This window comes from Actinomadura atramentaria DSM 43919 (assembly GCF_000381885.1).
Taxonomy (GTDB): domain Bacteria; phylum Actinomycetota; class Actinomycetes; order Streptosporangiales; family Streptosporangiaceae; genus Spirillospora; species Spirillospora atramentaria.
In genome coordinates this window covers 175440-200915 of sequence record NZ_KB907215.1, presented here as the reverse complement: position 1 = coordinate 200915, position 25476 = coordinate 175440, and the positions used below count along the sequence as shown (strand labels likewise).

Sequence of the window (25476 nt, the reverse complement as noted above, 5' to 3'; positions counted from 1 at the left end):
GGTCAGCCGCCGTTCAGCGCGGCGGACACGGACGTGATGTCCCCGACCATCGCCTGTTCGGCGTTCTCGTGGTTGTCGGCCATCGCGGCGAGCTTCTCGCCGAAGGCCGACAAGTCCTCAGCGGCACCGCCGAAGGACTCGTCGGCCTGCTCCTCGATGGCCGCGTAGGACTCGCCGATGATCGAGCCGATGTCGTCACCGCCCCACGGCTGGCCCATTCCCTCCACGGTCGACTTGAGCGCCGACCATTCCTGGGCCAGCCGATCGCCCGCGGCGGACAGCTCACGGCCCGCCGCGCGGAGCGTCTCCGGCTGGACGGTGTATCCGTTCGTCGTCACGCCGCCTCCCAGCGCCTCACGATCGGCGAACAGGTTCCGGGCGGAGCATAACAACGCCTGTCAGTTCGTCCAGACGAGGACATTCTTGATTTCGGTACCGAGTTCACCCGCGGTGATGTAGACCTCGCCGTCGCGGTCGCCGGTGGGCTTGCCGCTCGCGTAGTAGGACTGCGCGTAGACGATGCGGGAGTCCTGTGTCCAGCTCCGCGTCCACGACTCGGGCTCGCGGTCGAGGCGCGGCAGGCCGCTCTCGGGCGACGGCGTGAGCAGGATCGGCGCGGCGCCCTTGTTGGTGGCGTCGCTGACCGACCGCGCGGACGACGAGTCGGCGAACGTCGCGATCGAGATGACGACGAGGATCGTCCTGCTCGGGTTCGCGTACACCGCCGAGCGCATCAGCCCGACGCACGGGTAGTCGTCGATGACGGGGCTGAGCTCCTTGTCGGCGCGCGACGAGCACGCGGCGTCCTTCGTTCCCGCGCGCGTGAAGGTCGTGCCCTTCGCGGTCTCGACGGTCGCCTTGAGGACGTCGTCGATGCTGCCGCTCGGCGTCGTGGACGGCGTCGGCGTCGGGTAGGTCGGCGTCGCGGTGTAGGTGGGCAGGGTGATGTGGCGCCGGTTGGGCTTGTTGTTCACGACGACGATGACGACGACCGCGACCGCGACCACCGCGACGAGGACGACGCCGACGATGACCGCGATCAGAACGCCCGCGCCGCCACCGCCCCGGGGCGGAGGCGGCGGCGGGAAGCCGGGCGGCGGCGGGAACTGTCCGGGGGGCGGGGGCGGCTGCTGTCCGGGAGGGAATCCCGGCTGACCAGGCCACTGAGGAGACGACATGCTGACTCCGGCCGAGGGGCTGGGGCGAAATAGGATATTCGCCGGCGGAAGATCGGATAAGACTAGCGAGGCCGGTCCGCGTCCGGACGCATCGGCTGGTGGGTATGACGGAGTTCGCGTCGATTCGGTTCACGATGGGGTGGTGATCACCGCTACGCGGCACGCCCGGCGTCTCGTAGGCTTGCGGTGAGGAAAGGGAGGCAGGTGTCCGATTCGAGCTGGCAGCAGGCCGTCCTCGGGGAACTCGGCGTCGCGCGCCGGGGGCTCCAGGCCCTGAACACCGCGTCGTCCGCCGCGCCGGGCTCGGACTGGGGCGCCGACTCGGCGCCGCGGCCCGTGGCGGAACCGGCGCCGATCGCGGTGCCGGCCGAGGCGGCGCCCGACCCGCTGCCCGCGCCCGCGCCGCCCGCTCCCGTCGTCGAGCCCGTTCCGGACCCGGTGCCGCCGCCTCCGCCGCCGTCGTTCGCGCAGCCGTCCGCCGACACCGGCGCGCCCGTCGCCGGTCGGCCCGTCGCGGACGAGCCCGTCGCGAACCCGTTCGCCGCGCCGCCCGCGCCCGCGCCGTCGCAGCCGGCCGCCGAGCAGGGCGAGGTCTCGCAGCCGCTCATCATCAACCCGTACGAGGGCGGGGGGATGCTCCAGCGCGACCCCTTCGGCGACCCGCCGCCCACGCCGGACGCGCCCGCGCCCGAACCGGAACCGCAGCCGTCCGCGCCGCCCGCGGCACCGCCGCTGTTCAACCCCGACTTCGACCCCGAGATGGCCGTCACGCCGCTCGTCGGCGGCGCGCCGGGCGCACCGCCGCCCGCCGCGGAACCCGAGGACGAGGCGCCGGAGCTACCGGAGTCGTCCGGGCAGTTCCCGACCGCCGCGCAGCAGCCGCAGCAGTTCCAACCGCAGCAGCCCGCCGCGCAGGGCGGCGGCGTGCCGATGGCCGACGACCTCATCCGCAAGAGCCAGCACGGCGATCCGCTGATCCGCCGCGTGGGCCGCGCCGCGCGCAAGGCCGTCGGCGGGTCCGGCCCGCAGGACCTCGCGACGCAGCAGCAGGTCGCGGCGCTGCTCCAGCGGGCGGTGCCGAGCTACCGGCAGATCGCGGTGGCGAGCGTGCGCGGCGGCGCGGGCAAGACGAGCATGGCGGCGCTGCTCGCGACGCAGCTCGCCCGCCACCGGGGCGACCGCGTCCTGGCGATGGACGCCGACGCCGAACTCGGGTCGCTGCCGCTGCGGCTCGGCGTCCGGTCCGAGCAGTCCCTGTTCGACCTGGCCAAGCGGCAGCCGCGCTCGTTCGAGGAGGCCGCGCAGTACCTCGCGCGCACGGAGACGGGCCTGTGGGTGCTGTCGTCGACGCGCGGTGGCCGCATCGCGGGCGAGTTCACGATCGAGACGTTCCAGGCGGCGCTCGCGGCGATCAGCCGGTACTTCGCCGCGGCCGTCGTGGACTGCGGCGCGGGCATCCTGACCGAGCTGCACCGGGGCATCCTCGGGCAGACGCACGGGCTGGTGCTGGTGACGCCCGCGACGGCCGACGGCGCGCTGAGCGCGCGCGGCGCGCTGGAGTGGTTCGCCGGGAACGGGCAGCAGGCCCTGCTGTCCCGGACGGTCATCGCGATGGTGACGCACGCGCCGCAGGTCGGGGCCGACCTGGAGCGTGCGCGAGAGATGCTGTCGGCGTGGGGGCTGCCGCTCGTGCTCGTCCCCTACGACCGGCACCTGGCGGCGGGCGGCTCCCTCGACCTCGCCAAGCTCGGCGAGGCCACGCTGGCCGCCGCCGGGCTGATCGCCGCCGAGGCGTTCGCCCGCGCGCTCGGCGGTCCGGGGGTGGTCCGGTGACCTGCGATCTCGTCGCGCTGACGCGGCGGCAGCCGGACGTCTTCGCCGTCGCGGACGGGATGATCGCGATGGGCGAGCCGCTGGAGCTGCGCGGCGGCGACGCCGAGCCGACGCAGCTCTTCGACGCCGACCGCACGCTGCTGGTGTCCATCGAGACGCCGGTGCTGGTGTCGGTGCCGGGCGAGGTCGGGCGGCTGCTCGGCCCGGAGTTCGCCGCGCGGGTCACGGCCCCGGTGTGGTGGGTGGAGATCCGGGCGGCGGGCGACGTCCCGGAGGCGTCGCGGGTCGCGCGCCGGTTCGCCGAGGACCTGGTCCGCTGGGCGGGCGGGACGGTCTATCCGGACGGGATCTCCGAGTCCCCGGCGCTGAGCTGGCGGGCGGCGGACGCGCAGCGTTCCGCGCCGATGGCGGATCATCCGCAGGGCACCGGCAACATCATCCGCTGACGCCCGCTTTCGGGTGTGTTGTGCGTCTCAACGCGCATGGTGCGTTGATTGCCGGGTAGATGGCGCGCGGGGTTGGATGTGGAGCCAGGGCCTGCCGCCGTTACGGTGGCAGGCCCTGTGGCGTCTGGGCGATGAATCCGGTTTGCGCGCATCATTACCGCTTTAACAGAGATATTCGACTCGGTATGGTTCGCTAGTCCCGCTTGTCGTTCGTGGACCATCCGAGGAGACGCCGAGGTGAGCGCACCGCCGCCCGGGCCGCCGTTCCCGCCGCCCGGCGGACACGGTGGCCCGCCCCCCGGGCCGCCCGGCCCGGGACCGTTCCCGCCGGGGCCGCCCTTCCCGCCCGGGCCCGCGTACCCGCCGCCGCCCCGCAGCGGAGGCGGCGGGGTCGTCATCGCGATCGTCGGCGGCGTCGTGGCGTTCCTGCTCGTGTGCGCGGTCATCGTCGTGGTGGTCGTCGGCGGGGGACGCCGCCACCACCGCGCCGTCGAGGCGCTCCGGTCCATCAGCCCGCCGCCGGTGCCGACGTTCAGCGCGCCGACGTACGAGCCGCCGACGACGGCGCCGAGCCCGACCAAGACGCCCGTCAAGGTCACCGCGTCGTTCATCGCCTCGACCGTCGAGACGGACCGCGGCACGTACCAGCTGGCGGGCCGCTGGACGAAGTCGTGCGTCGCGGCGGCCAAGCCCGCGCTCGTCTCGCTCCTGCGCTCGACGCCGTGCCACGGGAGTCTGCACGGCGGCGAGTACCAGGCGCCGAACCACAAGGTCTACGTGCAGATCAGCGTGCTGGAATTCGGCAGCGAGAGCACCGCGCGCAAGGTGTCCAAGCGCGTGAACGCGAACGTCGCCCCGAAGATCAAGGTGGCGTACGGGACCGAACCCGGCCACTGGTGGTCGAGTTCGAGCGTCGGCCGGTTCGTTCTGATCCGGCAGTCGTTCGTCAGCGGGTCCAATGTCCCTGGGCCGCGCAGCGGGCCGGCGCAGATTTACGGCGACGACCTCATCCGCAGATTCGGGGCGGAGTTGAGCAACCTCTATACCTGGGGGAACTGACGATGCAGAGTTCGCGCGGCGTCTACGCCGTGATGTTGCTGTTCGGGCTGGTGTCACTGTTCGGTTCGCTGGGGCTGGAGCTGATCAGCGTCATCACCGTCGACAAGGACAGCCGAACGACAGAGGGCACCGCCGAACTGCACATCCTGGTGATCGCGGCGGCCATCGCCGGCGTGGGTTTCATGGTCGCCGCGCTGTCGGCGAAGATCGGTTCCCCCGAGCCGCCGCGGGCCGCCCCGGTTCCGCCGTTCGTCCCGCCGCAGCAGGCCGTCCAGTCCAACGCGCCGCAGCCCGGGTTCACGCCGCAGGCTCCGGCGCCGCAGCAGGGGCAGCCGCCGTTCCCGCCGCAGAGCTAGGCGTGGCCGTAGCCGGCGGCCTGGAGGTGGCGGACGAGCGCCTGGTGCCGCTGCCAGCCGTCTGCTGAACGGCCGTCGCCCACGGTGAACAGCGTCATCGGCGCGCGCGCCGGGCCGACCTGCTGCGCGGGGATTCCGGCCGGTCCGGCGACGTTGCCCGCGACGGCCATCGCGACCGGTGCCGCCGCACCCATCCAGCGGGGCTCGCTGGTGAGGTCGGCGCGGCCCGGGGTGAGCTGCACGGACATCGACGTGAGGGGCTGGTCGGCGGCCATCGCGGCGATCAGCGACCCGAGGTGCTGGAGCGGCGGCGGGTCCTGCGGGGCGTAGCCGACCGTCACGGTCGTGGACTCCTCGACGGCCCCGCCGCCCGCCGTGGAGAAGTCGCAGACGGCCTGCGCGGGACGCGGCCCGTCGCCGCCGACGATGATGCGGGCGGTGGAGCGGCCGCGCGCGTACTCGGTGACGCGGTCGGGCTGCCACGGGTTCTCCAGCGGTTCGGCCGGACCCCAGCCCGCGGGCCACTTGCCGGTGAGGAGCTGGAGCAGCCGGTCCACGGCCGCGCCGAGCAGTCCCTCGGCGTCGTGCCGGACGCGGTAGGTCAGCCCGAGCTGCGCGCCGACCGGCGCGGCGGGCGCCGTGGTGAAGCCGGGCGCGTAGTCGCGCGCCTGCGGGACGGGCACGAACGTCGATCCGTTCCACTGCAGCGGACGCCCGGACAGCCCCTCGTAGAAACCGTCGTTGTGTCGCACGACCCACTGCGCAGCCGCCCCGGCGGTCACCGACCGCAGCGGCAGCGACAAACGCGTCTCCAGCGGCGTGACGAGCTGCAGCGTGCGCCCCGACTCCTCGCAGTCGCGCAGGGCGCCGCTGATCCAGGCGCTCAGCGCCACGAGGGGACGGTCCTGCAGGACGACCATCGCCTGGCCGGTCAGTGCGTCAACGGTGCTCATCTTCGCCCGAGTCTAGTGCTGGTCTGAAAGAACCACGGCCACGGCCGGGGTGCTCCGGCCAGCCGGTCGGAGCCGCCGTCGAAGGCGTGTCCGACCGGCGCGAGCAGTCCGAGCCCGGTCAGGCGCGAGCCGCCGGACGGACGGTGTCGTCTCGCCCGCGCGGCCGTCCGGAACCGGCCGGGTGCGGTCAGGGCGTCGGCGGGAGCCACAGCACGGTGCTCTCCCCGGCGGAGCCGGCGGAGACGCCCGTCGCGACGAGGTGGCCGCCCTGCTCGATGAGGCCGGTGACGCGCTGTGCGCCCGGGCCGGACAGGCCCGGGCCGGTGGGCGAGGCGGTCGTCCACGTCGCGCCGTCCCGCGACGTCCACAGCCGGACGTCGTGCGCGGCGGCGCGGCCCGCCGTGCCGGTGACCGCGAAGCCCTTCGACGTCGTGGTGACGTCGAGCGCGGTCGGGTCGGCGTCGTCCTGGCCGTCCTGGCCGGGCAGGTCGACCGGGCTCCAGGTCCGGCCGCCGTCGGTGGACCGCACGGCGAACGCGACGGACGCGCCCTGACGGGCCGCCGTGCCGACCGCGACGACCGTCGAGTCCTTCACGGCCACGCGGGTCAGGACCGCCGACAGCGAGCCCGCGGGCAGCGGGAGCTTCTGCAGCGCCCACTGGCCGCCGTCCGCCGACGTCCACACCGCGGGCCGCTCCTGCTGTCCCGCCTGCCCGGCGGGGTCGGCGACGGTTCCGACCGCGACGTACCCGTTCGGGGACGCCGTGACGTCCGCGATGCGCCGCCACGCGTTGCCCGACTCGTGGAGGTCGCCGTCGCTGGACTGCCGCCACGTCCGGCCGTCCGGCGAGGTCCACACCACGGCGGAGTCCTTGCCGCGCCAGGTGGACGTCCCGGCCGCGACCCAGCCGTGGGCGCCCGACGTCACCGCCGCCGCCTTCAGGCCGAGGTTCGGGTTCGTCTGGAAGGCCGGGTCCGTGACGCGCCGCCACGTCATGCCGTCCGTCGACGTGGCGAGCAGCGGGCGGCCCGCGTCGTCGCCGACCGCGAACCAGCCGCCCGGCCCCGCCGCCGAGTCCAGCAGTGTCTGCCGCCCCTCGCCGTCCAGGCCGTCGCCGCCCGCGCGCCGCCAGGTGACGCCGCCGTCCGCCGAGTACCAGGCGGCGGCGTCGCCGGACGTGCCGCCGACCGCGACGAGCCGACCGTTCCCGGCCGACAGCCCGCCGACGAAGCGGTACGGGTTGACCGCGCCCTCCACCCGGCCGATGTCGGCCTCCTGCGGGCCGCGCGCGTCGTCCACCGTCGCCAGGTAGAAGTTGCGGTCGGCGCCCTTGACCGAGCCCACGATGACCTCGCCCGTCGTGCCCGCCGGGGCGACGGCGTTCAGCGAGCGACCGCGCGCGTCGCCGAGATTGGTCGTCGTCCACGCCGTCCCGTTGCCGCTGTGGAAGACGAGAAGCGCAGAGCCCTGACCGGCCGCCGCGACGAGGCCCTGGGCGTTCGCGGTGAACCGGTTGAACCAGGCGCCGCCCGGCGCGGTGATCCTGCCGGTGGCGCTGAACGTCGTGCCGTCCTGCGACGCCAGCAGGATGCCGTCGCCGCCGCCCGAGCCCTGCCGCAGCACCTGGAAGCGGCCCCCGGAGAACGCCATGCCGCGTGCGAAGCCCGTCGAGCCGGACGCCTGCGGGACGTTGACCTGCGTCCACGTCCGGCCGCCGTCCTGTGAACGCCAGAAGCCGTCGCCGGTGACCGTGCGCTTCTCGGTCTTCTTCTTCTTGCCTTTCTTGGCCTTCTTCGTGATCGTCTGGACGGTCGTCACCGACCCGCGCGCGACGACCACGCCGCCGCCGGACGCGACGCCCCACAGCTCCGTCGCCTTCCCGCCGGACCCGGCGGGCAGCGCCGTCACGCGCTCCCACGCGGCGCCGTCCGGCGACCGCCACACCACGGGCGTCCGGGGGCCGTTCGGAGCGGCGTAGCCGACGGCCACCCAGCCGTCCGACGTCCGGGCGGCCTCCTGCACGACGTCGCCCTTGACGAACGCGGGGCCGGCGACCGGGTGCTCGGTCCAGTCGTGGCCGTTCGAGCTCGTCCACGTCACCATGTGCTCGGTCGCGCCGGACAGCGCCAGCCACGCGCCGGACCCGCCCGCGACGCGCACCGGAGCCGCGCCCGAGGGCTCGCCGCCGCCCTGCGCGGTCACCTGCCCGGTCCGCCATGACCGGCCGCCGTCGTCGGAGGTGAGGAACCGGGCGCGCGGCAGGACGCCGCCCCACTCGGTGCCCACGGCGACGGCCGTCCCCCCGTCCGAGCGGACGTCGTCGAAGGACTGCTGGACGCTGTCGAACGACGCCTGCGGGCCGGTGCCGAACACGTCGTCGGCGAGGCGGGAGGCGGGGGCGTCGCCGCCGTCGTCGTCACCGCCGCCGTTCAGTGCGAAGAACGCGGCCGCGCCGCCGACCGCGACGAGGGCGACGGCCGCGCCGACGATGATCCCCTTGCGTCCGCCGGGGCCGCGCCGCGGCTTACTCCCGTCAGGACGCAGCCACGGCTCGTCACGCAGCGGCGGCGGTGGCGCGGCGGGCTGCGGAACCTGGGGTCCGGCGTCGGGGCCGCCGGTCTCCCACGGCTGCCGGACGGGCGGCGGCGGGCTGAACGGCTGGTGCGCGCCCTCCTGCGCCGGGGGCCGCCGCTGGAGCGGCGCGCGCGGCGGGGGCGGCGCGGCCTCCCACGGCTGCCGGACCTGCGGCGGGGGGCTGAACGGCTGATGCCCGGGGGCGTCGGTGATGGTCTGCTCGGCCCACGGCGGCGCAGGGGGTGCGGGCGGCCCGCTCGGCGTGCCGGGTCCGCTCGCGGTGCTCGGCGTGCCACCCCCACCGGACGGACCTGGCGTATTGGACGAGTCCGGGGAGTTGGGTCCGCTCGGCGGATACGGCGTGCCGGAAGGATTCGGACTGCCGGGCGGCGCGGCGCTCAACCCGCCGACGCGCGTCTCCGGCTGCGGCGGCGGGTAGGCGCTGAGTCCGGGGTTCGCGCGCGGCGGACCGTCCTTGGTGGTCGGCGGGTCCTCGTCGGCCTCGGACGCGGCCCAGGGCGGGGGCGGCGGGCTGGAGATCCGCCAGTCCTCCTGGCCGTCGTCGGACGCGGAGTCGTTCCCGGGCGCGCTCACGTTTCCCCTCCGAGGCGTGCTGTCGGAGCCTGAATACGGCACAAAGCACCCTACGGCGTTCCTCGCTCCCCGTCATGCCCGCGATCCCGCACTGTCACCGGATGCGCCGTCTGGCCATTACGACGCCATTGGGGTTGTTCGTGGCGATTGTGTGCCGTTGGGCTCGCGCTGCTCGCCGGGTCAGGGCTTGGGGCTCGTGCGTCTTGATGTCCACCCCGTCGCGGCTGGATTTGCGGATACGTCCCTGTAGCGCCGGTTCGGCGGCTCGGGTCAGGCGACAGGTCGGATCTTGGTCGACTCCCGGAGTGCGGAAGCCAAGCGGTCGCGGATCTCCGTCTGTGCGGCGATGCGCGCGTTGAGGACGGCGAGGCGGTCCCGTGCGACCTGCAGGCCCCTGCTGGAGGGCTCGGCGGTCGTCATGTCGCCGTCCAGGCAGGGGAGGAAGACGCGCACGTCGTCCAGGGTGAGTCCCGCCGCGAGCAGATGACGGATGTTGCGGACGCGCGTGGCGGCGGCCTCGTCGTAGACGCGGTAGCCGTTCGCGGCGCGCTCCGACGAGATCAGCCCGGCTTCCTCGTAGTGACGGAGGGCGCGGGCGGTCGTTCCGGTCGCCTCGGCCAGTTCACCGATGCGCATACGCGTCACCTCCCGCGCCACTCCTATCACGCGGCTCACGCGACGAGCGCCCCACCGTCGACCGGAAGCACGACCCCGGTGATGAACGACGCCGCCGGCTCCGCGAGCCGGGTGATCGCCCACGCGACCTCCTCGGGGCGGCCGATCCGGCCGAGCCGGGTGCGCGCGAGCTGCCATTCCCGGACGGCCGCCAACCGCTCGGGCGTGAGGCCCTGGTGCTCGCCGATGGGGGTGTCGATCGCGCCGGGCGCGACCGCGACGACGCGGACGCCGCGCGGTGCCAGCTCGACCGCCCAACTGCGGGTCAGTACTTCGAGGGCCGCTTTTGTGGCCGCGTAGATCGAGCTGCCCGGCCAGGCCCGCTGTCCCACCGTGGTGCTGACGTTCACGATGACGCCGCGCGACGTCTCCAGGAGCGGAAGCGCATGCTGGGTGAGCAGCGCCGGGGCGACGAGGTTGGTGGCGAGCTGTTCGCTGATCGCCTTCGGGTCGAGCGTCCCGAGCGCCCCGCTGCGGACGATGCCCGCGTTGTTGACGAGGACGTCCAAGCGCCCGTGCATCGCCGCGACGGCGTCGATGATCCGCTGGGGTTCGCCATCTTCGGTGATATCGGCCGCAAGCGGGGTGATTCGGCTGTTTCCGGCGGCGGTCTCTGCGAGCGGTCCGACGCGCCGTCCGATGGCGATGACATGCGCTCCCTCGGCGGCGAAGGCTCGGGCGGTGGATCGGCCGATACCCGTTCCGGCCCCGGTGACGACGACGATCCGGCCGTTCGTTGACGTGGTGGCGTTCATGTGCGCCATCGTTCAACCCTGCCGCCAGCGGCAAGGTCAAGTAGACGTCGTTTGGAGCGCTGCGGTCTCTGCCAATGCTCGTGCCTCTGACCAGGGCGGATGGACTGGTCGACGAGGAAGTTATCCACAGGCTGTGGAGCGTGGTGCGGCGGTCGCCGCGGGGTGCGTGTACTTGAGGTCCACTCGTTGAGGAAGGGCGGAAAGTTCATGCGTGGAGACCGGGTCGAGATCGTTGCGGTCGGGCTGGATGGGCGCGCGGAGACGTGCGTCGTGTCGGCTGATCGGGCGGGACGGTGCGTCGAGATGGTCACGGAAAACGGGATCGTGCGCGTCAGGGAGGTGAATCGTCAGGGAAGGCCGCTTCGCGGCATCGCGTATCCCGCGTGCCAGGTCGTGAGGCTGGTGGAGCACTTCCACGGGACCGGGGACTGCGCACCGATCGTGGTCAGGCCGGTCGAGGAGCCTGTCGTGTCGAACGCCCCCGGGGCCGACGTCCTCGCGGAGACCGCGCCCACGAGCGGAGCTGCGGCGACGAACGGGTCTGGACCGATGAGAGAAGCGGCGGCGAACCCGGCTCAGACCGACGCCGTTCGGACGGACGGGACCTCACCGGAACTGGCGCTCGCCGGCTCCGCTCCGGCGGGACGGGAAGCGGAGCAGTTCGACGTATCGAAAGCGGACTCGAAGAGGACCGCTCGAACGGCTGCTGCTGCGACGGAGCCGCGTCCGACGAAGCTGAGGCTGGTCACCAGCCCGGTCTGGCAGCCGTGGTTCGGTGCCGCCGCGACCGTCGTGGACGGCGTGAGGTTCGAACCGCCGCGCTTCCGCCAGGCGGGAGCTGCTGGAGGAAAGCCCGAGACGCCGCGTGGAGAAAGGCGGCCGAAGAACGGCACGGGGAAGCGCAAGCGCGGATGACGGTGACTTGAGCCTGCGGGCTCCGGCAGCCTCGGTGAGGCCCGGGCGGTCAGTTCGCACCCGGGCCATGAAGGCAGGGCGTTCGCGACGGTTGCCATTGACTGCGGCTCGCTGTGGCGATTGGGCCATCGAAGAAGCCGTGAGCGTGTCGATGTTGGCGGCTATCGATGTCGCCCACCTGGCCCGATCCGCAATGACGAGACTTCTCCGACGAACACCGTGGCGTTGGAGACGACGCCGACCGAGTCCACACGAGAGGACGGTTCATGGCGGATAACTCCTCGCTCGTGGTTCGTCTTCGCAGTCGGTCAGTCGCAAGAGTTTCCTGCGGCGGCGTGCGGTTGGATGCGCCACGTGCGAGTGCGGAGACGGCCGGAAGGGCATGATCGTTTTGTGGTCCCGCGTGATGCCTCGCGCGGCATCCTCGGGGCCACGCCGAGCCGCCGCCCCACGAAGAAGCGCGAAGGATATGACTGACCGATCAGACGGACGTTTTTACTCAATGCGCGAGGATGCCCGCTGCCTCGGCTCCGCTCCCGCACGTTGGATGACGACCGCGGGTCGGGTGGCAACGGCGTACTGGATGATCAGCGTGCGTTCAGCAGCGACCGCACGTTGGATGGCCGCTATGTGTCGCGAAGCGGCTACGCGTCGAATGGCTGGTGCGGGATCGTCGAGGGGATCGCGTGGGCGCGCGGGTGGCAATGGCTCGTCGTTGCTCGCTTGGTGCGCGCGGCATCGGCCGTCGAGGCGGGTAGCCGGAGAATCGGCTCGCGCTTGGCGGCGGGCGCACGGTGTTCGGCGGAGGGCCCGCAGCGCGGCGTTCAGCAGAGCGCGTGGTGCGGGTGTTCAAGAAAGGGCGGAAAGCGGTGATCGCCGAGGGAAGCGGCACGGTGGCCAGCAAGGGGAAGATGGTGCGGGGCGGCATGGTCGCACGTCGGGGAACGCGGTTTGCCGTGTTGCGGTGTCGGCTCGGCAGGGTCGCTGGCGGCGAAGTGCTCGCGACGGTGCCCGGGTGAAGGGGTAAGGCATGGGGGTGCTGCGGCCGGTCGTCGTGCCGGCGGAGTTCGCGCGCGAAGCGCTGGAAACGCTCGCGGACGCGTTGCGCGAGCTGGGGGCGCGGTGCGGTGTCGTCGTCCGCGCGGAGATGGCGGTGTTGTACGTCGCGCCGGTCGCGCTGCACGGGAGCCGGCACGGCCGATGGCGGTCGCAGGAGGTCACGGTGACGGCCGACAGCGTGGCGGTCTGGTTCGCGACGGTGGAGGGGCTGCGGGCGGTCGGCGCCGTCACTCGGCCCGCCCGAGCCGCCCGGACGTTGTACGACGCCCTGCACGAGCCACGCTGACACGTTTGCCGAATGTCGAGCATTCGTACGGTTCGAAAACCTGAGCGGCCTGACCGCTCGTCGGCGGTGTCCTCGACGTCGAGGCGAGCCAGGAAGTCCCGCCGGGGCCGCTTCGCCGGAAGGAAGTCGGCGGCCCGGCCAGCGGCCGGAATGCGCTTTTATGGCCGCCGTATGGGGTTCGCGGCAGGATGCACGTCGAGAACCCGCACCGGGGTGGGGTGCGGGTTCTCGACCATCAGCGGAACGCGGCGGCGTTCTCGCGGGCCCAGTCCGCGAACGTGCGCGGCGGGTGCGGTAGGAGTGCCGCGGAGTCGGGGCTGACGCGGCGCTCCTCGTCGGTCGGGGAGCCGATGATGTCGAGAGTCCCGTCTACGAACGGCGCCGGCATGAACGTCAGCATCTGCGCGTGGGCCTCCTCGCGGGTCTGCTCGGAGAAGGCGATCGGTTCGCCGAGGACGTCGGCGAGGATCGCGGCCTGGGCGCGCGGGGTGAGCGGCTCAGGGCCGGTCAGCTCGTAGGTCTTGCCGATGTGGGACGGGTCGAGCAGCGAAGCCGCGGCTACGTCGGCGATGTCGATGGGGTGGATGTGGGGGAGCGCCACGTCCGCGAACGGCGCGGAGATCGTCCGGGACTCGCGGACCGACGCGGCCCAGGCGAACGCGTTCGACTGGAAGCCGCCGGGCCGCAGGACCGTCCAGTCCAGGTCGGTGGCGCGCAACTCGTCCTCGACGGCGCGCAGCGGAGCATGCGACGGCGAGGACGGTCGGGTCCGCGCGCCGAGCGACGACATCAGCACGACGCGCCGCACGCCCGAGGCGGCCACCGCCTCGATCACGGCGGAGGCTTCCAGGGTCGGCGCGGGCACGAGCAGGAACAGCGCGTCCGCGCCGTCCAGGACGGGTCGAAGGGTTTCCGGTGCTGCGAGGTCGGCGCGGTGGCGCGGGTCTTCAGCGGTGCGGGACACGGCGGTCACCTTCTCGCCAGCGGCGAGCAGCGTCCGGACGAGAGAACGGCCGACGTTTCCGGTAGCTCCGGTCACAACGATCATCAGTGAACTCCAAGGAATTCGTCCCGCGAATCGGGTCTCGCGGCGACGGCTCGCCGAAGCTAACATCCTCGGGATAGTAGGTACCTAGAGGAAAGTGGCTATCCGATGGAGAAGACGGACGACCCCGCCGTGGCCTGCCCCATCGCGCCCGTCGTGGACCTGGTGTTCAGTCGGTGGACGACACCGATCCTGTGGGCGCTGCACGAGTTCGGCCGCCAGCGGTTCGTGGAGCTGGAGCGGCGCATCGGCGTGATCACGCCGAAGGTGCTCACTCAGCGGCTCCGCCAGCTCGAACGCGACGGCCTCGTCGTGCGGACGTACCATCCGGAGGTTCCGCCGCGCGTCGAGTACGAGATCAGTGACCTCGGCCGGAGCCTCGCGCCGCTGTTCGCCTCCCTCGCCGAATGGGGCTCCTCGAACATGGACAAGGTGGATCACGCTCGGCAGGTCTACGACGCGCGGCCCTGACCCCTGCGGACGCCCAGGAAAGGGCTCGTCCCCAAGACGTGCGCGTTGCGCCGTGAGGGCTATCGCTGCGGCGTTCGGTCGTCGGGAGCCAATGACTGCGTCCCGACCACCTTCAGCAATTTCAGCGCCTCGTGCGACGGAGTGCCCGGCGCGGCCGTGTAGAGGATGACCCACTGGTCGCGGACGGGGTCGTGCAGGGCCTCGCAGTCCAGGTCGAGCCAGCCGACCACGGGGTGACGGAGGCGCTTCGCCGTGGAGCGGCGCACCCGCACGTCGCCCGCGTCCCACAGCGTCCGGAATTCGCCGCTCCTCGCGCGCAGCCGCCGCACGAGACCCTGCACGCGCGGCGCGGACGGGTACCGGGCCGCCGCCGCGCGCAGATCCGCGACGGACTCGCGGGCGAACCGCTCGGCGCCGGCCGGGTCGTGCCGGTCGCGGACGGCGGGGTCGGTGAAGAACCGCCAGACGACGTTGCGCTCGTCCGGCGGCAGCGCGACGAGACCGCCGAGCAGCGCCGCGGCCATCGGGTTCCAGGCGAGGACGTCGTAGACCGCGTCGCAGACCAGCGCGGGCGTGTCGTCGAGGCGATCGAGCAGGTGCAGGACGCCGGGCCGCACGTCGCGCACCGGCCCGGGCGGCGGGCCGGGGAACTCGCCCGTGAGGTGGAACAGGTACGAGCGCTCGTCGTCCGACAGGCGCAGCGCCCGCGCGACGGCGGTGAGCGTCTGGCGGGACGGGCGCGGCCCGCGTCCCTGTTCGAGGCGCGTGTAGTAGTCCACGGACATCGCGGCGAGCTGCGCGACCTCCTGGCGGCGCAGCCCGGGAACGCGCCGCCGTGGTCCGGCGTCCAGGCCGACGTCGGACGGACGTACGCGCGCCCGCCATCGGCGCAGAAAGGCGGCCAGTTCCGCCCGCGACTCCTCGTTCACCAGGCCAGGATGCCGCGCGGCGTGCGGTGCGAACAGAGGACCGCCGATCCCAGGCTCAGAAGGTCTCTATCGGGACGTTCCGCCGCCGTCGAAGGTGGACGCCATGACGACGAACAAGATCGTGCTGATCACCGGCGCGAACAAGGGCATCGGCTTCGCGGCGGCCCGTGAGCTGGGCCGACGCGGGCACACCGTGCTGCTCGGGGCGCGGGATGAGACGCGGGGCCAGGCGGCGGCGGACACGCTCGCTGGCGAGGGCTTGGACGTTCGGTTCGTCCGGCTCGACGTCACGGACCCCGGTTCCGCCGAGGCCGCCGCGCGGTTGATCGAGGTTGAGCACGGCCGCCTCGACATTCTGATCAACAACGCCGGGATCACCCGGCCGCACCCGAGCCCGCCGACCGCGCAGTCCCTCGACGATCTGCGTGCGATCTACGAGACCAACGTGTTCGGCGTCGTCACGGTGACGAACGCGATGCTGCCGCTGCTGCGCCGTGGACGGGAGGCTGTCATCGGGAACGTCACGAGCGGACTCGGGGCGATCTCGTTCCTCAGCGCGCCGGACGAGGAACTGCGCCCCTACGCGCATCTGATCGGCTACAACTCGTCCAAGGCCGCGTTGAACGCCGTCACGCTGATCTTCGCGGACGAGCTGCGCGGCGAGGGCATCCGCGTGAACGCGCTGTCGCCGGGCTTCTGCGCGACGGACCTCAACCACCATCGGGGCCGTGACAGCGCCGCCGAGGGCGGTGCTCGGATCGCCCGCGCCGCTCTTGAGGAGACGCGGACCGGCGTGTTCTGCGATGAGAACGGTGGCGTCTATCCCTGGTGACGCGTGGCGGGCGGAATCCGTAGTGCGGCAGGGACAGACGGTCGTCTCGCCTGTGCGCTTCAGCAGGGGACGCCGAGGGACTCGTACGCCTCACGGATGCGGGCGACGCCCGCCGACCACGTCCGGTCCGTGCGGACCCAGGCGCGGGCCTCTTTGCGCAGGCGTGCGGTGTCCGGGTCGTCCAGGGCCGTGCGCAGGGCGGTGGCCAGGGTCGCCGGGTCGTTCGGCGGGGCGAGCGTTCCGCGTTCGCCGGGGGCGACGACCTCGCGCAGGGCGGGCAGGTCGCTGGCGACGACCGGGACGCCGCCGGCCATCGCCTCAAGCGGTTTCAGCGGCGTCACCAGGCGGCACACGCGCTCGTCGCGGCGCGGGACGGCGAACACGTCGAGGACCGCGTGGTACTCGCGGACGTCGTCGGCGGGGACGCGGCCGGGGAAGACCGCGTCGAGTCCGAGGTCGGCGGCGCGGCGTTCCAGTGCGGCGCGCTCGGGCCCGTCCCCGACGAGCAGCAACCGCACGGGACGGCCCGCGTCGCGCAGCAGGGCGGCCGCGTCCAGGAGGACGTCCAGGCCCTCGTAGCCGTAGAAGCTCGTGGTGGTGCCGACGACGGCCTCGTCCGGCGCGATGCCGAGTGCGGCGCGGCGAGCGGAGCCGTCCGGCAGTGGCCGCAGGAACGCCTCGTCCACGCCGTTGGGGATGACGACGACCCGGTCGGCGGGGACGCCGCGCGCGGTGATCTCGTCGCGCATCGCCGCGCCGAGCGTCACGACCAGGTCGGCGGCGGCCATGCACGCCGTCTCCAGGTCGCGGCTGAGCCGGTAGAAGTCGCGGTCGGGGTCGCGGGAGGCGTCCCGCGACAGCCAGGACTCCTCCAGGAAGCCGCGCACCTCGTACACGACCGGGATGCCGTGCCGGGCGCGCAGGGCGAGCGCGATCTGCGCGTTGACGTGGTTGCTCGCGGCGTGCAGGACAGCGGGCCGCAGGTGTTCCACCAGCGCGGACGCCGCGTCGATGTTGGCGTCGAGCGCGGCGCGTCCGGCGGGCGGCAGCCGCCACGGGATCAGCCGGTGGTACGGGACGTCGTCCACCGCCACGAGCGGGCGCGGGTCGCGGGCGCCCTGCGCGACGGGGAAGCCGAGCCGCGTCACGACGTGCGGGTCCAGCCCCGCCGCGCGCTGGGCCGTCGCGAGGCGGTGGGTGCGCACGGTGTATCCGGCGTTGGTCGTCGGCAGCGCGTTGGTGACGATGTGCAGGACCCGGCCGGGCGTGCCACGGTCCGGCGCGCGGCGCGGTGCGGCGGGCGGCGTCCAGGTCAGGGCGTCCAGGCGGCCGCGCAGGTCGCGGCGGAGCCGGGTGGGCGCGCCGGTCTCGGCCGCGGCGACGGCGGCGCGCAGCCGACCTTCCTTGGCGGCGAGGAGCGCGTCGAGCCGGGCGCGGTCGGGCGCGGGCAGCCGTTCGAGCAGCGGACGGGCGGCGTCGGGCCGCTCCACGGCGACGGTGAACGCGGCGAGCCGCCGCATCCGGCGGGGCCGCGCCCCGGCGGCGGCGCGGGCGACCGTCGTGAGCGCGTCGTCGCGGCGGCCCTCGTCCCACCGGCCGTACGCACTCGGGACAGGTCCGGCACGCAGTAGCATTCCGCGCATCATCCGTCGAACCGGTGCCGGCAGGACGCGCAGCGCGAGGAGCGGCGTCCGCGCCGGCTCCGTGCGGGCGTGCCGCACGGCCACCTGCGGGGCGAGCAGAACCGCCTTTGCCCAGGACATAGGCCCTCAGTACACCAGACACCGGAGGCACGATGCCGACGTCCGTCCCGTCGCCGGGGGGAGGGCGCCGCGCGGTCGCGGGCGCCGATCCGGGTCCGCGCGCCGCCGGAACGCGCCAGGGTGAACGAGGGGCGACGCCTCCGCGGCGGGGCGGCGACAGAGCGGTGACGGGACGGTTGCCGCACCGCGTCTCGCGCACCCGGGGACGTCCTTGCGCGTCGCCGAGAATTCACCTGCCCGTCACCCGCCGCGAGCCCGCGGACGACTTCCGGCGGGACGGCATCGGCTCCGATGACGCCGTGTTGGGAGCGGCGGCGTGACGGCGGAGGACGAGGTCCTGCGGCTGCGGGCTCGGTTGCGGGCCCGTGAGCGGGAGCTGCGGGAACGAGAACGGCGGTTGCGGGCCACCGAGGCGCGGCTCGACGCGTTGGAGGCGTCCACGTCGCTCGCCGTGGGGCGGCGCCTTGCCGCTGCGGCGCGGCGGCCGGGGGCCGGGCTGATCGCCCTGCCGAGGGATCTGTACCGGATGGCGCGCACGCGCGGCCCGGCCGCCGCCGCGCCGCGCGTTCCGCCCGGTGGCGGCTCGGCCGACCGGCCCGTCGATCGCACCGAGGTCGGCGCGGACGAGCGGCTGCTGTTCGGCGCGTCGCTGCGGCCGACCGGGCGGCCGGTCGTCGCGGGCGCGCTGACCGCCGCGACGCGCGCCGCGCTCGCCGACCACGCCCACCTGGTCGCGCTGCGGCCGTTCGACGCGGCCGTCGCCGTCGACCAGACGGACCCCGACCTCGTGGTCTTCGAGGCGGCGGCGTGCGCCGCCGGACACCCGTGGGCCTACCTCGGAGAACCGGCCGCCCTGGACCGGCAGCGCGCGCTGCGCGCCGTGCGCGACGCGGCGCGGACGCTGCGGCGGCCCCTCGTGCTGTGGCGGAACGCGCCCACCGCGCCCGGCCTGGCCGCGCTCGGCTGGGACTCGGTCGTGGACGGCCCCGCCGATGCGCCGGTCGGCCCCGCAGATCTCGACGCCCTCGCGAGGAGCGCCCGGTGAGGGCGGCGCGGCCCCGCCGGGCGCTCGTCCACGCCGCCGCGCCGCTCGACCGGACCGGCGGCGCGTCCGCCTGGGCGGAGACCGCCGTCCGGGCGCTGCACGCGGCGGACTGCCACGTGACGCTCGTCCTCGCCGCGCCCGCGCGCACCGGGCGGCTCGTGGACGCGCTCACCGCGCTCGACGGCGTCACGGTCCGGCACCCGCACGCCGAGGGCCTGGTCGAGGGCGACGCGCCGCTGACCGTCGCGGCGGCGCACCGCGTCCTCGCGCGCATCGACGGCGACCATCCGCACGACCTCCTGCTCGTGCGCGGCCGGGCCGTCGCGGCGGCGCTCGCCGACGACGGTGCGCTGCGCGGACGGCTCTGGCCGTACCTGGCGGACCTCCCGTGGAACCTGGACGGGTTCACGCCGCGCGTTCAGGGCGAGCTGCGGCGGATCGCGCGCGCCGCGCCCGTGCTGCTGTGCCCGTCGGAGGACGCGCGCTGCCTGCTGGAGCAGGCGGTTCCCGACGCCTGCGGGAAGACCGTCCTGCTGCCGCCCACAGCCGTGCCGCCCGTGCCGGACGCGCCGCCGCGCACCGTCGCGCTCTCCCCGCTGCGGCTCGTCCACACGGGACGGCTCGCGGCGGGCCGTAACGTCCCGGAGATGGCGCGGCTACCCGCGCGGCTCGCCGCCGAGGACGTCCCCGCCGAACTCCACCTGGTCGGCGACGCGTTCGAGGACGACGACGCCGAACTCGCCGACCGGGTCCGCCGCGCCCTCGACCACGCGTCCGGCGTCGTCCGGTACGGCGGCCACGCCCGCGACGCCGCGCTGACGCTCGCGGCGGACGCCGACGTCGGGCTGGCGTGGCGCGCGCCGGACCGGGCCGCCGACCCCGAGCCGTCCGCCACGCTGCCGGAGTTCGGCGCGCTCGGCCTGCCCGTCCTGCTCAACCGGACCCCGGCGCACGAGGCGCTGCTCGGCGCCGACTACCCGCTGTTCGCCGCCACCGAGGACGACGCCGTGTCGGCGCTGCGCCGCGCAGCCCGCGAACCCGCCGTTTACGCGCTCGCCGCCGCCCGCTGCCGCGCGGCCGCCGCCGACTTCGGCCTCGACCGGGCCGCCGACCGGCTGCGCACGGCGCTCGCGAAGGCGTTCCCGGTGCCGACCGTCCCGCAGTCCGCGCGGGCGCTCCGGCTCGTCGTCGCCGGGCATGACCTGGCGGCGTTCGCGCCGGTGCTGCGCCACCTGGCGGCGCTGCCGGGCGTGGAGGTCCGCGTCGACCGCTGGCCGAGCCCGACCGCGCACGACGAGCAGCGCAGCGCGGATCTCGTCGCGTGGGCCGACGTCGTCGTCTGCGAGCGGTCCGGCCCGACCGCCGCCTGGTACGCGCGGCGGCGGCGAGCGCGGCAGCGGATCATCGTCCGGCCGCGCCGGCTCGAGCCCGGCGGCGACGTCGTAGCTGCGGACCGCGTCGTCGTCCCAGGCCCGCACCACGCCGCTCGCGCCGCGGCCACCGGCTGGCCCGCCGCGCGGACCGTCGTCATCCCGGAGGCGGTGGACGCCGCCGACCTCGACCGGCCCAAACTGCCCGGCGCGGAGTACCACCTGGGCCTGATCGGCGCGATCCCGTCCGGCGAGCGCCTCGATCTCGCCGCGGACGTCGTCGAGGAACTGCGCCGCCGCGACCCGCGCTACACCCTGTTCGTGCGGACGCGGCTGCCCTGGGAGGACCCGCGCGTCTGGGCGCGGCCGGACGAGCGCGCGCACTACGAGCTGCTGTTCCGCCGCCTGGCCGCGTCGCCGTCGCTCGCGGACGGCGTCGTGTTCGACGAGCCCGGCCGCGACACCGCCGTCTGGCTGCGCCGCGTCGGGTTCGTGCTGTCCACCGCCGACGCCGAGGACGTCCGCGCCGCGCCCCTCGCCGGCATGGCGTCCGGCGCGGTGGCCGTCGTGCGGGACCGGCCGGGCGCCGACACCGTCTACGACCGGCGCTGGATCCACCGCGACGCGGGCGAGATGGCCGACGCGATCGAGGTCATCGTCAACGGCGGCCGGTGGGAGCAGGAGCGGCGCATCGGCGCGGCGCAGGCCCGCGACGCGCGCGGGCTGCCCGAGGTGTGCGCCGCGTGGGAGGAACTCGTGCGCGGCGCGTGACCGCATCCGGCCAACCTTGAAACCGGGCGTGTCCGATCTTTGCCGCAGGTGAACTCGGTGACCGAATTGACGGACGAGACCCGGCGCATGCGGACGCATTCCGGCGAACCGCGCACGGCACCCCGTGGACGTCCTTACCCTGTGCGGTATAGGACACCGGTATCCGTTCCCTCAGCATCCCGCACCACCCAGGGGTCTCACGACGTGACGGACATGGCAGGCGGGTCGGCGGGGTCGCGTTTCGTCCAGCCCGACCGCGTCTACGTGGGCTGGCGCTACGCGCAGGTCCACCCCGACCCCGGGCCGCCGCCCGCCGCGCCCCGGCGCGCCGCCCCGGCCGCCGCGCCGCCGCCCGCGCGCCCGGCGGGCGCGCAGTTCGCGGGCCGGCCGCTGCGCACCGCCGCCGCCGGGGCGTGCGGGTTCGTCCTGCTGTTCCTCGTCTGCGCCGTCGCCGGGGTGCTGCCGTGGGCGTTCGCGCTCGTCGGGCTGCTCGCGTGCGTCGTCGTCCTCGGCATCACCGGGTCGGCGCTGTGGCGTGACGAGCAGCTCGTCCGCGCCCGGATCGCCGCCGAGCGCGCCGCGCAGGAGGAGCTGCGCCGCGAGCACGAGCGCGCCGGACGCGAGGCCGACCGCGCCCACGCCGACGCCCGCCGCGCCTGGGAGCGCCGCCGCCTCGCCTACGAGGAGCAGCGCGAGTGGTACCCGGTCGCCGTCCCGCCCGGCGTGGACCGGGTGGACGTCGTCGGCGGCACGCTCGCGGGCTGGTCGGCGTTCGTCACGACGATGGGCGCGGCGCGGCTCGCCGTCGGCGCGCGCGTCACCGTCATCGACCTGTCGGAGGGAGCCGTCGCCCACGACCTGCTGCGGCTCGCCGCCGACCGGGGCGACGACCCGCTCGTCTGGGTGCTGCCCGCCGACCTGCCCCGCCTCGACGTGACGCGCGGCCTCGGGCCGGAGGCGCTCGCGGACGTGCTGTCGCTCGTCGTCGGCGCGGGCGAGGAGCAGTCGAGCACCCGCGACCTGTCGTTCGACAACTCGATCCTGGAACGCGTCATCGAGGTCCTCGGCGCGGACGCGACGCTGCCGCGCATCACCGCCGCGCTCCGCGTCCTCGCCCAGGTCGGGGACCCGCGCGACGACCTGCGCCGGGGCCTGCTCACCGAGGAGCAGTTGGCGCGCGTCGAGACGCTGTTCGGCCGGGACGCCATCGGGCGGATCGTCGTCCGGCACGCGTGGGCGCTGGAGGCGCAGCTCCGCAAGCTGGAGGGGATCGGCGCGGAACCCGTCGTGCTGCCGCCGTCGCGGCTGCACGTGGTGTCGATGGACCGGCGGGCGGGCGTCCTCACCAACCGCGTCCTCGGCACGTACGTCACGACCGCGCTCACCCACCGCATCCGCGAGTCGCCGCCCGGTGGGCGATGGCAGCACACGCTGTTCCTGTGCGGGGCGGAGAAGCTGCGCGGCGACGTCCTGGACCGGCTCATCGACGCGTGCGAGGCCACCGGCAACGGACTCGTGCTCATGTACCGGTCGCTGCCCGCGCACGTCCGCGAGCGGCTGGGGCGGCGCGGGCACGCCGCGGTCGGCTTCATGCGGCTCGGCAACCCCGAGGACGCGCGGATCGCCGCCGAGCACATCGGCTCGGACCGCCGCCTGCTCGTCGCGGAGATCACCGACACGGCGGGCGAGACGCCGTTCGACGTCGCCGGGGAGACCTACGCCTCGACCGTCGCGTACGCGCGGACGCGCGGCGGCGGGCCCGGCGACCCGCTCACCGACCCGGCCTGGTCGCCGCTGCCCGCGCCCGCCGACGACTCGGCGCTCGTCCAGGGGATCAGCTCGGCCACCGCCTGGGGCCGGACGATGCCGCCCACGGCCGCCCGGCAGCGCTTCCGCGAACTGGTCGTCGAGCCGCCGCAGCTCCAGGAGCTGCCGCCGACCGCGATGGTGTTCACCCACGCGGGCTCGGCGGGCCGCCGCGTCCTGATGGTGGACGCCAATCCCGGCATCATCACGCTGCCGACCGCGCACTCCATCGAGTTCGAGGAGTACCTGCGCGAGCAGCAGCGGGTCGAGCAGGCCGCCGAGGAACCCGAGCGGCAGGACGGGCCGGGCGAGCACGAGCCGCCGCTCGCCGCGCCGACGCCGCAACCGGCCGCCGAACGCGCGCGGCACGGCCGCCCCCGGCTGACCGCGCCGCGCCTCGGCCAGCCCCGCCGCCCCGGCCGCCACGCGGCGCGGCGCGAGCAGGGCTGACACGCCGGCTCAGGGCCGGGCGATCCGCTGGAACCAGGCCAGCGCGGCGACGAGACCGCGGCGGCCCGAATCGTTGTGCTGCAGGTCCCCGAGGTCGATCAGCGGGGCGCGCACGCCCGCGGCGGCGAGGTCGGCGCGGCACCGCTCGGCATTGGTGAACGCCACCTGCTCGTCGCCGCGCGCCGCGAAGATCCGGACGCGCGCGCCGCGCGTCCAGCCCGCGCACGTCGCGTCGTTGACGGCCAGCGCGGCGGCGAGCCTGCCGGTCGGGTGCCGGAGCATGTCGAGGCCGTGCGGGGTCAGGAGTTCTTCCGGCGAGCCGGGGAGACCCATGACGATGTCCTCTTCGCCGTGGCTGCCGTCGAACAGCGACTCGACGGTGCGCGCGTACGGGGCCTGGAAGATCTCCGTCGGCCTGTCGTACAGGTGGTACAGGCGGTTCCACGCGACGAAGAAGTAGGCGAGGTAGAAGGCCGATGTGCGCGGGTCGAGCGTCCCGTCGAAGATCGCCGGGATTTCCGCGTCGCGCAGGGCGTACGGGCCGCTGACGGGTGCGGCGGCCGCGAGCCGGAAGCGGGGGTCCGCGCCCGCGCGCAGCGCCTTGCCGACCGCCATCGCCGCCTGGCCGCCCTGCGAGAAGCCCGTCATCAGGACGCGCGGGTCCAGCGGACGGCGCGCGAACGCGAACGACGCGCGCAGCATGTCGAGCGTCGCGGTCGTCTCCGACGCGGCGTGCATGTACGGATGGCGGCCGGGGCCGACGCCGAGGCCGAGGTAGTCCGGTTCGACGGCCGCGTACCCGGCGGACGCGAACAGCAGGCCCTCGTCGGACCGTCCGCCGTCGTCCACGGACGGGGCCGCGCTCCGCGTCGCCATCGTGCCGTGCGTGTACGCGACGACGCGCAGCCGGTTCCGCTCGCCGTCGCGCGGCAGGACCAGGAGCCCGCTCGCCGTCGTCGGCCGTCCGGCCACGTCGATCGTCCGGTACACGATCCGGTAGGCGGTGACGCCGTAGCGGACGCGGGAGGCGTCGATCCCGTCATCGGCGAGCGCCGTCCGGACTTTCCCCGCCGAAAGGTTCTGCACCCGTTCGGCGGAGACGACCGTCCCGCGCCGGGCCGGCTGCGGGGCGGCGTCGGCGGGTCGCGGCGGGGCGGTGAGGCCGAGGGTGACGCTCGCGGTGAGCGCGGCGGCGAGCAGGCCGCCGGGGAGGGAACGCGCAGTCCGAAATCTCATGTCCTCGACGCTAGGGAGCGGGCGCGGCTCCGCTAATGGCCCTGCGTACCGGTTCGGGGGTGTACTTGGGGACACCCTGGGGTCCGGGTAGGAATGGGCAGTATGCGAACGTTCTATCCGCCGATCGAGCCGTACGACTCCGGGCTGCTCGACGTCGGCGGCGACCGCGTCCACTACGAACTCTGCGGCAACCCGCACGGCAAGCCCGCCGTCTTCCTGCACGGCGGGCCCGGCGGCGGGACGCTCCCCCTGAACCGGCGCTTCTTCGACCCGGCCGCGTACCGGATCGTCCTGCTCGACCAGCGGGGCTGCGGGCGCAGCCTGCCGCACGCGGGCGACCCCGACGTCTCGTTGGAACGCAACAACACCGCCGCCCTCATCGGCGACCTCGAAGCGCTGCGCGAGCACCTGGCGATCGACCGGTGGCTGGTGTTCGGCGGCAGTTGGGGGAGCACGCTCGCGCTCGCCTACGCGCAGGCGCACCGCGACCGCGTCACCGAACTGGTGCTGCGCGGCATCTGGCTCGTGCGGCCGGAGGACGTCGCCTGGACGTACGAGCCCGGCGGTGCGGCCAAGCTGTTCCCCGCCGAGTGGGCCGCGTTCCGCGACGCGGTTCCCGCCGCCGAGCGCGGGGACCTTCTTGCCGCCTACGGCCGTCGCCTCGGCGATCCCGATCCGGCCGTCCGCGTCCCCGCCGCCCGCGCGTGGGCGGACTGGGAGCTTGCGGCGGGCGCGCTGCTGCCGACCGCGCCGCCTGATCTGGACGACGCGGCGTGCGTGGCGATGGCGCGAATCATCCACCACTACACCGTCCACGGCGGGTTCCTGCCGGACGGCGGGCTGCTCGCCGGGATCGACGCGGTGCGCGACGTCCCCGCCGTCGTCGTCAACGGGCGGTACGACGTCAAGACGCCGCCGGACCAGGCGTGGGAACTGCACCGCGCGTGGCCGGAGGCGGAGTTCCACCTCGTGGAGGACGCCGGGCACGGCGGGGCCGAACCCGGCACGCTGCACCGCCTCGTCGAGGCGACCGACCGTTTCCGGCGCCGCTGACGCGCTCGCGGCGACGTCGCC

The 25476-nt window shown here is 74.5% G+C and carries 22 protein-coding genes; 12 read left to right on the top strand and 10 right to left on the bottom strand.

Annotated features, from left to right (window positions below; genetic code table 11):
- Positions 1 to 2 precede the first annotated feature (2 nt).
- Positions 3 to 338, bottom strand: a complete 336-nt coding sequence (locus tag G339_RS0120300) for a WXG100 family type VII secretion target (RefSeq protein WP_019632904.1) — start codon at positions 336 to 338, stop codon at positions 3 to 5.
- Between the two features lie 60 nt (positions 339 to 398).
- On the bottom strand, positions 399 to 1178 hold the full coding sequence (locus G339_RS0120295; RefSeq protein ID WP_084693336.1) for a hypothetical protein: 780 nt from the start codon (positions 1176 to 1178) through the stop codon (positions 399 to 401).
- Between the two features lie 204 nt (positions 1179 to 1382).
- On the opposite strand from G339_RS0120295, the gene G339_RS0120290 reads away from it, so the two are divergent.
- The 4 genes from G339_RS0120290 (at position 1383) to G339_RS0120275 (ending at position 4872) form a co-directional block, all read left to right on the top strand.
- Positions 1383 to 3011 (top strand): MinD/ParA family ATP-binding protein, encoded by a 1629-nt coding sequence (locus G339_RS0120290; RefSeq protein ID WP_019632902.1) that lies wholly within the window; start codon positions 1383 to 1385, stop codon positions 3009 to 3011.
- Positions 3008 to 3457, top strand: a complete 450-nt coding sequence (locus tag G339_RS0120285) for a hypothetical protein (RefSeq protein ID WP_019632901.1) — start codon at positions 3008 to 3010, stop codon at positions 3455 to 3457. The genes G339_RS0120290 and G339_RS0120285 overlap by 4 nt, the downstream gene beginning before the upstream one ends.
- A 237-nt stretch (positions 3458 to 3694) precedes the next feature.
- Positions 3695 to 4516, top strand: coding sequence for a hypothetical protein (locus G339_RS36975; protein ID WP_019632900.1), 822 nt, complete (start codon positions 3695 to 3697; stop codon positions 4514 to 4516).
- Positions 4517 to 4518: 2 nt separating this feature from the next.
- Positions 4519 to 4872, top strand: a complete 354-nt coding sequence (locus tag G339_RS0120275; RefSeq protein ID WP_019632899.1) for a hypothetical protein — start codon at positions 4519 to 4521, stop codon at positions 4870 to 4872.
- On the opposite strand, the gene G339_RS0120270 is transcribed toward G339_RS0120275, so the two are convergent.
- The 4 genes from G339_RS0120270 to G339_RS0120255 all read right to left on the bottom strand — a co-directional run bounded on the left by G339_RS0120270 (position 4869) and on the right by G339_RS0120255 (position 10424).
- Positions 4869 to 5825 carry a DUF6177 family protein gene (locus tag G339_RS0120270; RefSeq protein ID WP_026341619.1) on the bottom strand — a complete coding sequence of 319 codons (957 nt, stop codon included), beginning with the start codon at positions 5823 to 5825 and terminating at the stop codon, positions 4869 to 4871. The two genes, G339_RS0120275 and G339_RS0120270, sit on opposite strands and share 4 nt — an antisense overlap.
- A gap of 187 nt (positions 5826 to 6012) precedes the next feature.
- On the bottom strand, positions 6013 to 8994 hold the full coding sequence (locus tag G339_RS0120265) for a hypothetical protein (RefSeq protein ID WP_026341618.1): 2982 nt from the start codon (positions 8992 to 8994) through the stop codon (positions 6013 to 6015).
- A 270-nt stretch (positions 8995 to 9264) separates the two neighbouring features.
- Positions 9265 to 9630: a MerR family transcriptional regulator gene (locus tag G339_RS0120260; RefSeq protein WP_019632897.1), complete on the bottom strand. Its 366-nt coding sequence runs from the start codon at positions 9628 to 9630 to the stop codon at positions 9265 to 9267.
- A gap of 35 nt (positions 9631 to 9665) precedes the next feature.
- Complete coding sequence (locus tag G339_RS0120255) at positions 9666 to 10424, bottom strand: SDR family NAD(P)-dependent oxidoreductase (RefSeq protein ID WP_019632896.1); 759 nt, start codon at positions 10422 to 10424, stop codon at positions 9666 to 9668.
- A 99-nt stretch (positions 10425 to 10523) separates the two neighbouring features.
- Here G339_RS0120255 and G339_RS36970 point away from each other — a divergent pair, with 99 nt between their 5' ends.
- Complete coding sequence (locus G339_RS36970; RefSeq protein WP_157407912.1) at positions 10524 to 11339, top strand: hypothetical protein; 816 nt, start codon at positions 10524 to 10526, stop codon at positions 11337 to 11339.
- 1030 nt (positions 11340 to 12369) lie between these two features.
- Entirely contained in the window at positions 12370 to 12684 is a 315-nt protein-coding gene (locus G339_RS0120245) for a hypothetical protein (RefSeq protein ID WP_019632894.1), read from the top strand.
- A gap of 235 nt (positions 12685 to 12919) precedes the next feature.
- Here G339_RS0120245 and G339_RS0120240 read toward each other — a convergent pair whose 3' ends face one another.
- Positions 12920 to 13732, bottom strand: a complete 813-nt coding sequence (locus G339_RS0120240) for an SDR family oxidoreductase (RefSeq protein WP_019632893.1) — start codon at positions 13730 to 13732, stop codon at positions 12920 to 12922.
- A gap of 105 nt (positions 13733 to 13837) precedes the next feature.
- On the opposite strand from G339_RS0120240, the gene G339_RS0120235 reads away from it, so the two are divergent.
- A complete protein-coding gene (locus G339_RS0120235; protein WP_019632892.1) occupies positions 13838 to 14200 on the top strand; it encodes a winged helix-turn-helix transcriptional regulator in 363 nt (120 codons plus the stop codon).
- A gap of 59 nt (positions 14201 to 14259) precedes the next feature.
- Here the strand turns inward: G339_RS0120235 and G339_RS0120230 are convergent, their stop codons facing one another.
- Positions 14260 to 15129 (bottom strand): helix-turn-helix transcriptional regulator, encoded by an 870-nt coding sequence (locus G339_RS0120230; protein ID WP_019632891.1) that lies wholly within the window; start codon positions 15127 to 15129, stop codon positions 14260 to 14262.
- 103 nt (positions 15130 to 15232) lie between these two features.
- Between G339_RS0120230 and G339_RS0120225 the strand changes: the two genes are divergently transcribed.
- Complete coding sequence (locus G339_RS0120225) at positions 15233 to 15961, top strand: SDR family NAD(P)-dependent oxidoreductase (protein WP_019632890.1); 729 nt, start codon at positions 15233 to 15235, stop codon at positions 15959 to 15961.
- Between the two features lie 59 nt (positions 15962 to 16020).
- Here the strand turns inward: G339_RS0120225 and G339_RS0120220 are convergent, their stop codons facing one another.
- Complete coding sequence (locus tag G339_RS0120220) at positions 16021 to 17724, bottom strand: glycosyltransferase family 4 protein (protein WP_026341616.1); 1704 nt, start codon at positions 17722 to 17724, stop codon at positions 16021 to 16023.
- Positions 17725 to 18040: 316 nt separating this feature from the next.
- Here G339_RS0120220 and G339_RS34645 point away from each other — a divergent pair, with 316 nt between their 5' ends.
- The 3 genes from G339_RS34645 to G339_RS0120205 all read left to right on the top strand — a co-directional run bounded on the left by G339_RS34645 (position 18041) and on the right by G339_RS0120205 (position 23166).
- The gene (locus G339_RS34645; RefSeq protein WP_157407911.1) at positions 18041 to 18769 is read left to right on the top strand and encodes a hypothetical protein; all 729 of its coding nucleotides are present in this window, start codon (positions 18041 to 18043) and stop codon (positions 18767 to 18769) included.
- A complete protein-coding gene (locus G339_RS0120210; RefSeq protein ID WP_019632887.1) occupies positions 18766 to 20910 on the top strand; it encodes a glycosyltransferase family protein in 2145 nt (714 codons plus the stop codon). Before G339_RS34645 ends, G339_RS0120210 begins: the two co-directional genes overlap by 4 nt.
- A gap of 213 nt (positions 20911 to 21123) precedes the next feature.
- Positions 21124 to 23166: a hypothetical protein gene (locus G339_RS0120205; RefSeq protein ID WP_019632886.1), complete on the top strand. Its 2043-nt coding sequence runs from the start codon at positions 21124 to 21126 to the stop codon at positions 23164 to 23166.
- Between the two features lie 9 nt (positions 23167 to 23175).
- Here the strand turns inward: G339_RS0120205 and G339_RS34640 are convergent, their stop codons facing one another.
- Entirely contained in the window at positions 23176 to 24402 is a 1227-nt protein-coding gene (locus G339_RS34640; RefSeq protein WP_019632885.1) for an alpha/beta hydrolase family protein, read from the bottom strand.
- Between the two features lie 102 nt (positions 24403 to 24504).
- On the opposite strand from G339_RS34640, the gene pip reads away from it, so the two are divergent.
- Positions 24505 to 25455 (top strand): prolyl aminopeptidase, encoded by a 951-nt coding sequence (gene pip / locus G339_RS0120195; RefSeq protein ID WP_019632884.1) that lies wholly within the window; start codon positions 24505 to 24507, stop codon positions 25453 to 25455.
- Positions 25456 to 25476 lie beyond the last annotated feature (21 nt).

Coding starts and splice junctions, on each gene's coding strand:
- G339_RS0120295 (WP_084693336.1), bottom strand. CDS start 1,178: ATGTCGTCTCCTCAGTGGCCTGGTCAGCCGGGATTCCCTCCCGGACAG.
- G339_RS0120275 (WP_019632899.1), top strand. CDS start 4,519: ATGCAGAGTTCGCGCGGCGTCTACGCCGTGATGTTGCTGTTCGGGCTG.
- G339_RS0120270 (WP_026341619.1), bottom strand. CDS start 5,825: ATGAGCACCGTTGACGCACTGACCGGCCAGGCGATGGTCGTCCTGCAG.
- G339_RS0120260 (WP_019632897.1), bottom strand. CDS start 9,630: ATGCGCATCGGTGAACTGGCCGAGGCGACCGGAACGACCGCCCGCGCC.
- G339_RS0120255 (WP_019632896.1), bottom strand. CDS start 10,424: ATGAACGCCACCACGTCAACGAACGGCCGGATCGTCGTCGTCACCGGG.
- G339_RS36970 (WP_157407912.1), top strand. CDS start 10,524: ATGGACTGGTCGACGAGGAAGTTATCCACAGGCTGTGGAGCGTGGTGC.
- G339_RS0120245 (WP_019632894.1), top strand. CDS start 12,370: ATGGGGGTGCTGCGGCCGGTCGTCGTGCCGGCGGAGTTCGCGCGCGAA.
- G339_RS0120240 (WP_019632893.1), bottom strand. CDS start 13,732: ATGATCGTTGTGACCGGAGCTACCGGAAACGTCGGCCGTTCTCTCGTC.
- G339_RS0120235 (WP_019632892.1), top strand. CDS start 13,838: ATGGAGAAGACGGACGACCCCGCCGTGGCCTGCCCCATCGCGCCCGTC.
- G339_RS0120225 (WP_019632890.1), top strand. CDS start 15,233: ATGACGACGAACAAGATCGTGCTGATCACCGGCGCGAACAAGGGCATC.
- G339_RS0120220 (WP_026341616.1), bottom strand. CDS start 17,724: ATGTCCTGGGCAAAGGCGGTTCTGCTCGCCCCGCAGGTGGCCGTGCGG.
- G339_RS0120205 (WP_019632886.1), top strand. CDS start 21,124: ATGGCAGGCGGGTCGGCGGGGTCGCGTTTCGTCCAGCCCGACCGCGTC.
- G339_RS34640 (WP_019632885.1), bottom strand. CDS start 24,402: ATGAGATTTCGGACTGCGCGTTCCCTCCCCGGCGGCCTGCTCGCCGCC.
- pip (WP_019632884.1), top strand. CDS start 24,505: ATGCGAACGTTCTATCCGCCGATCGAGCCGTACGACTCCGGGCTGCTC.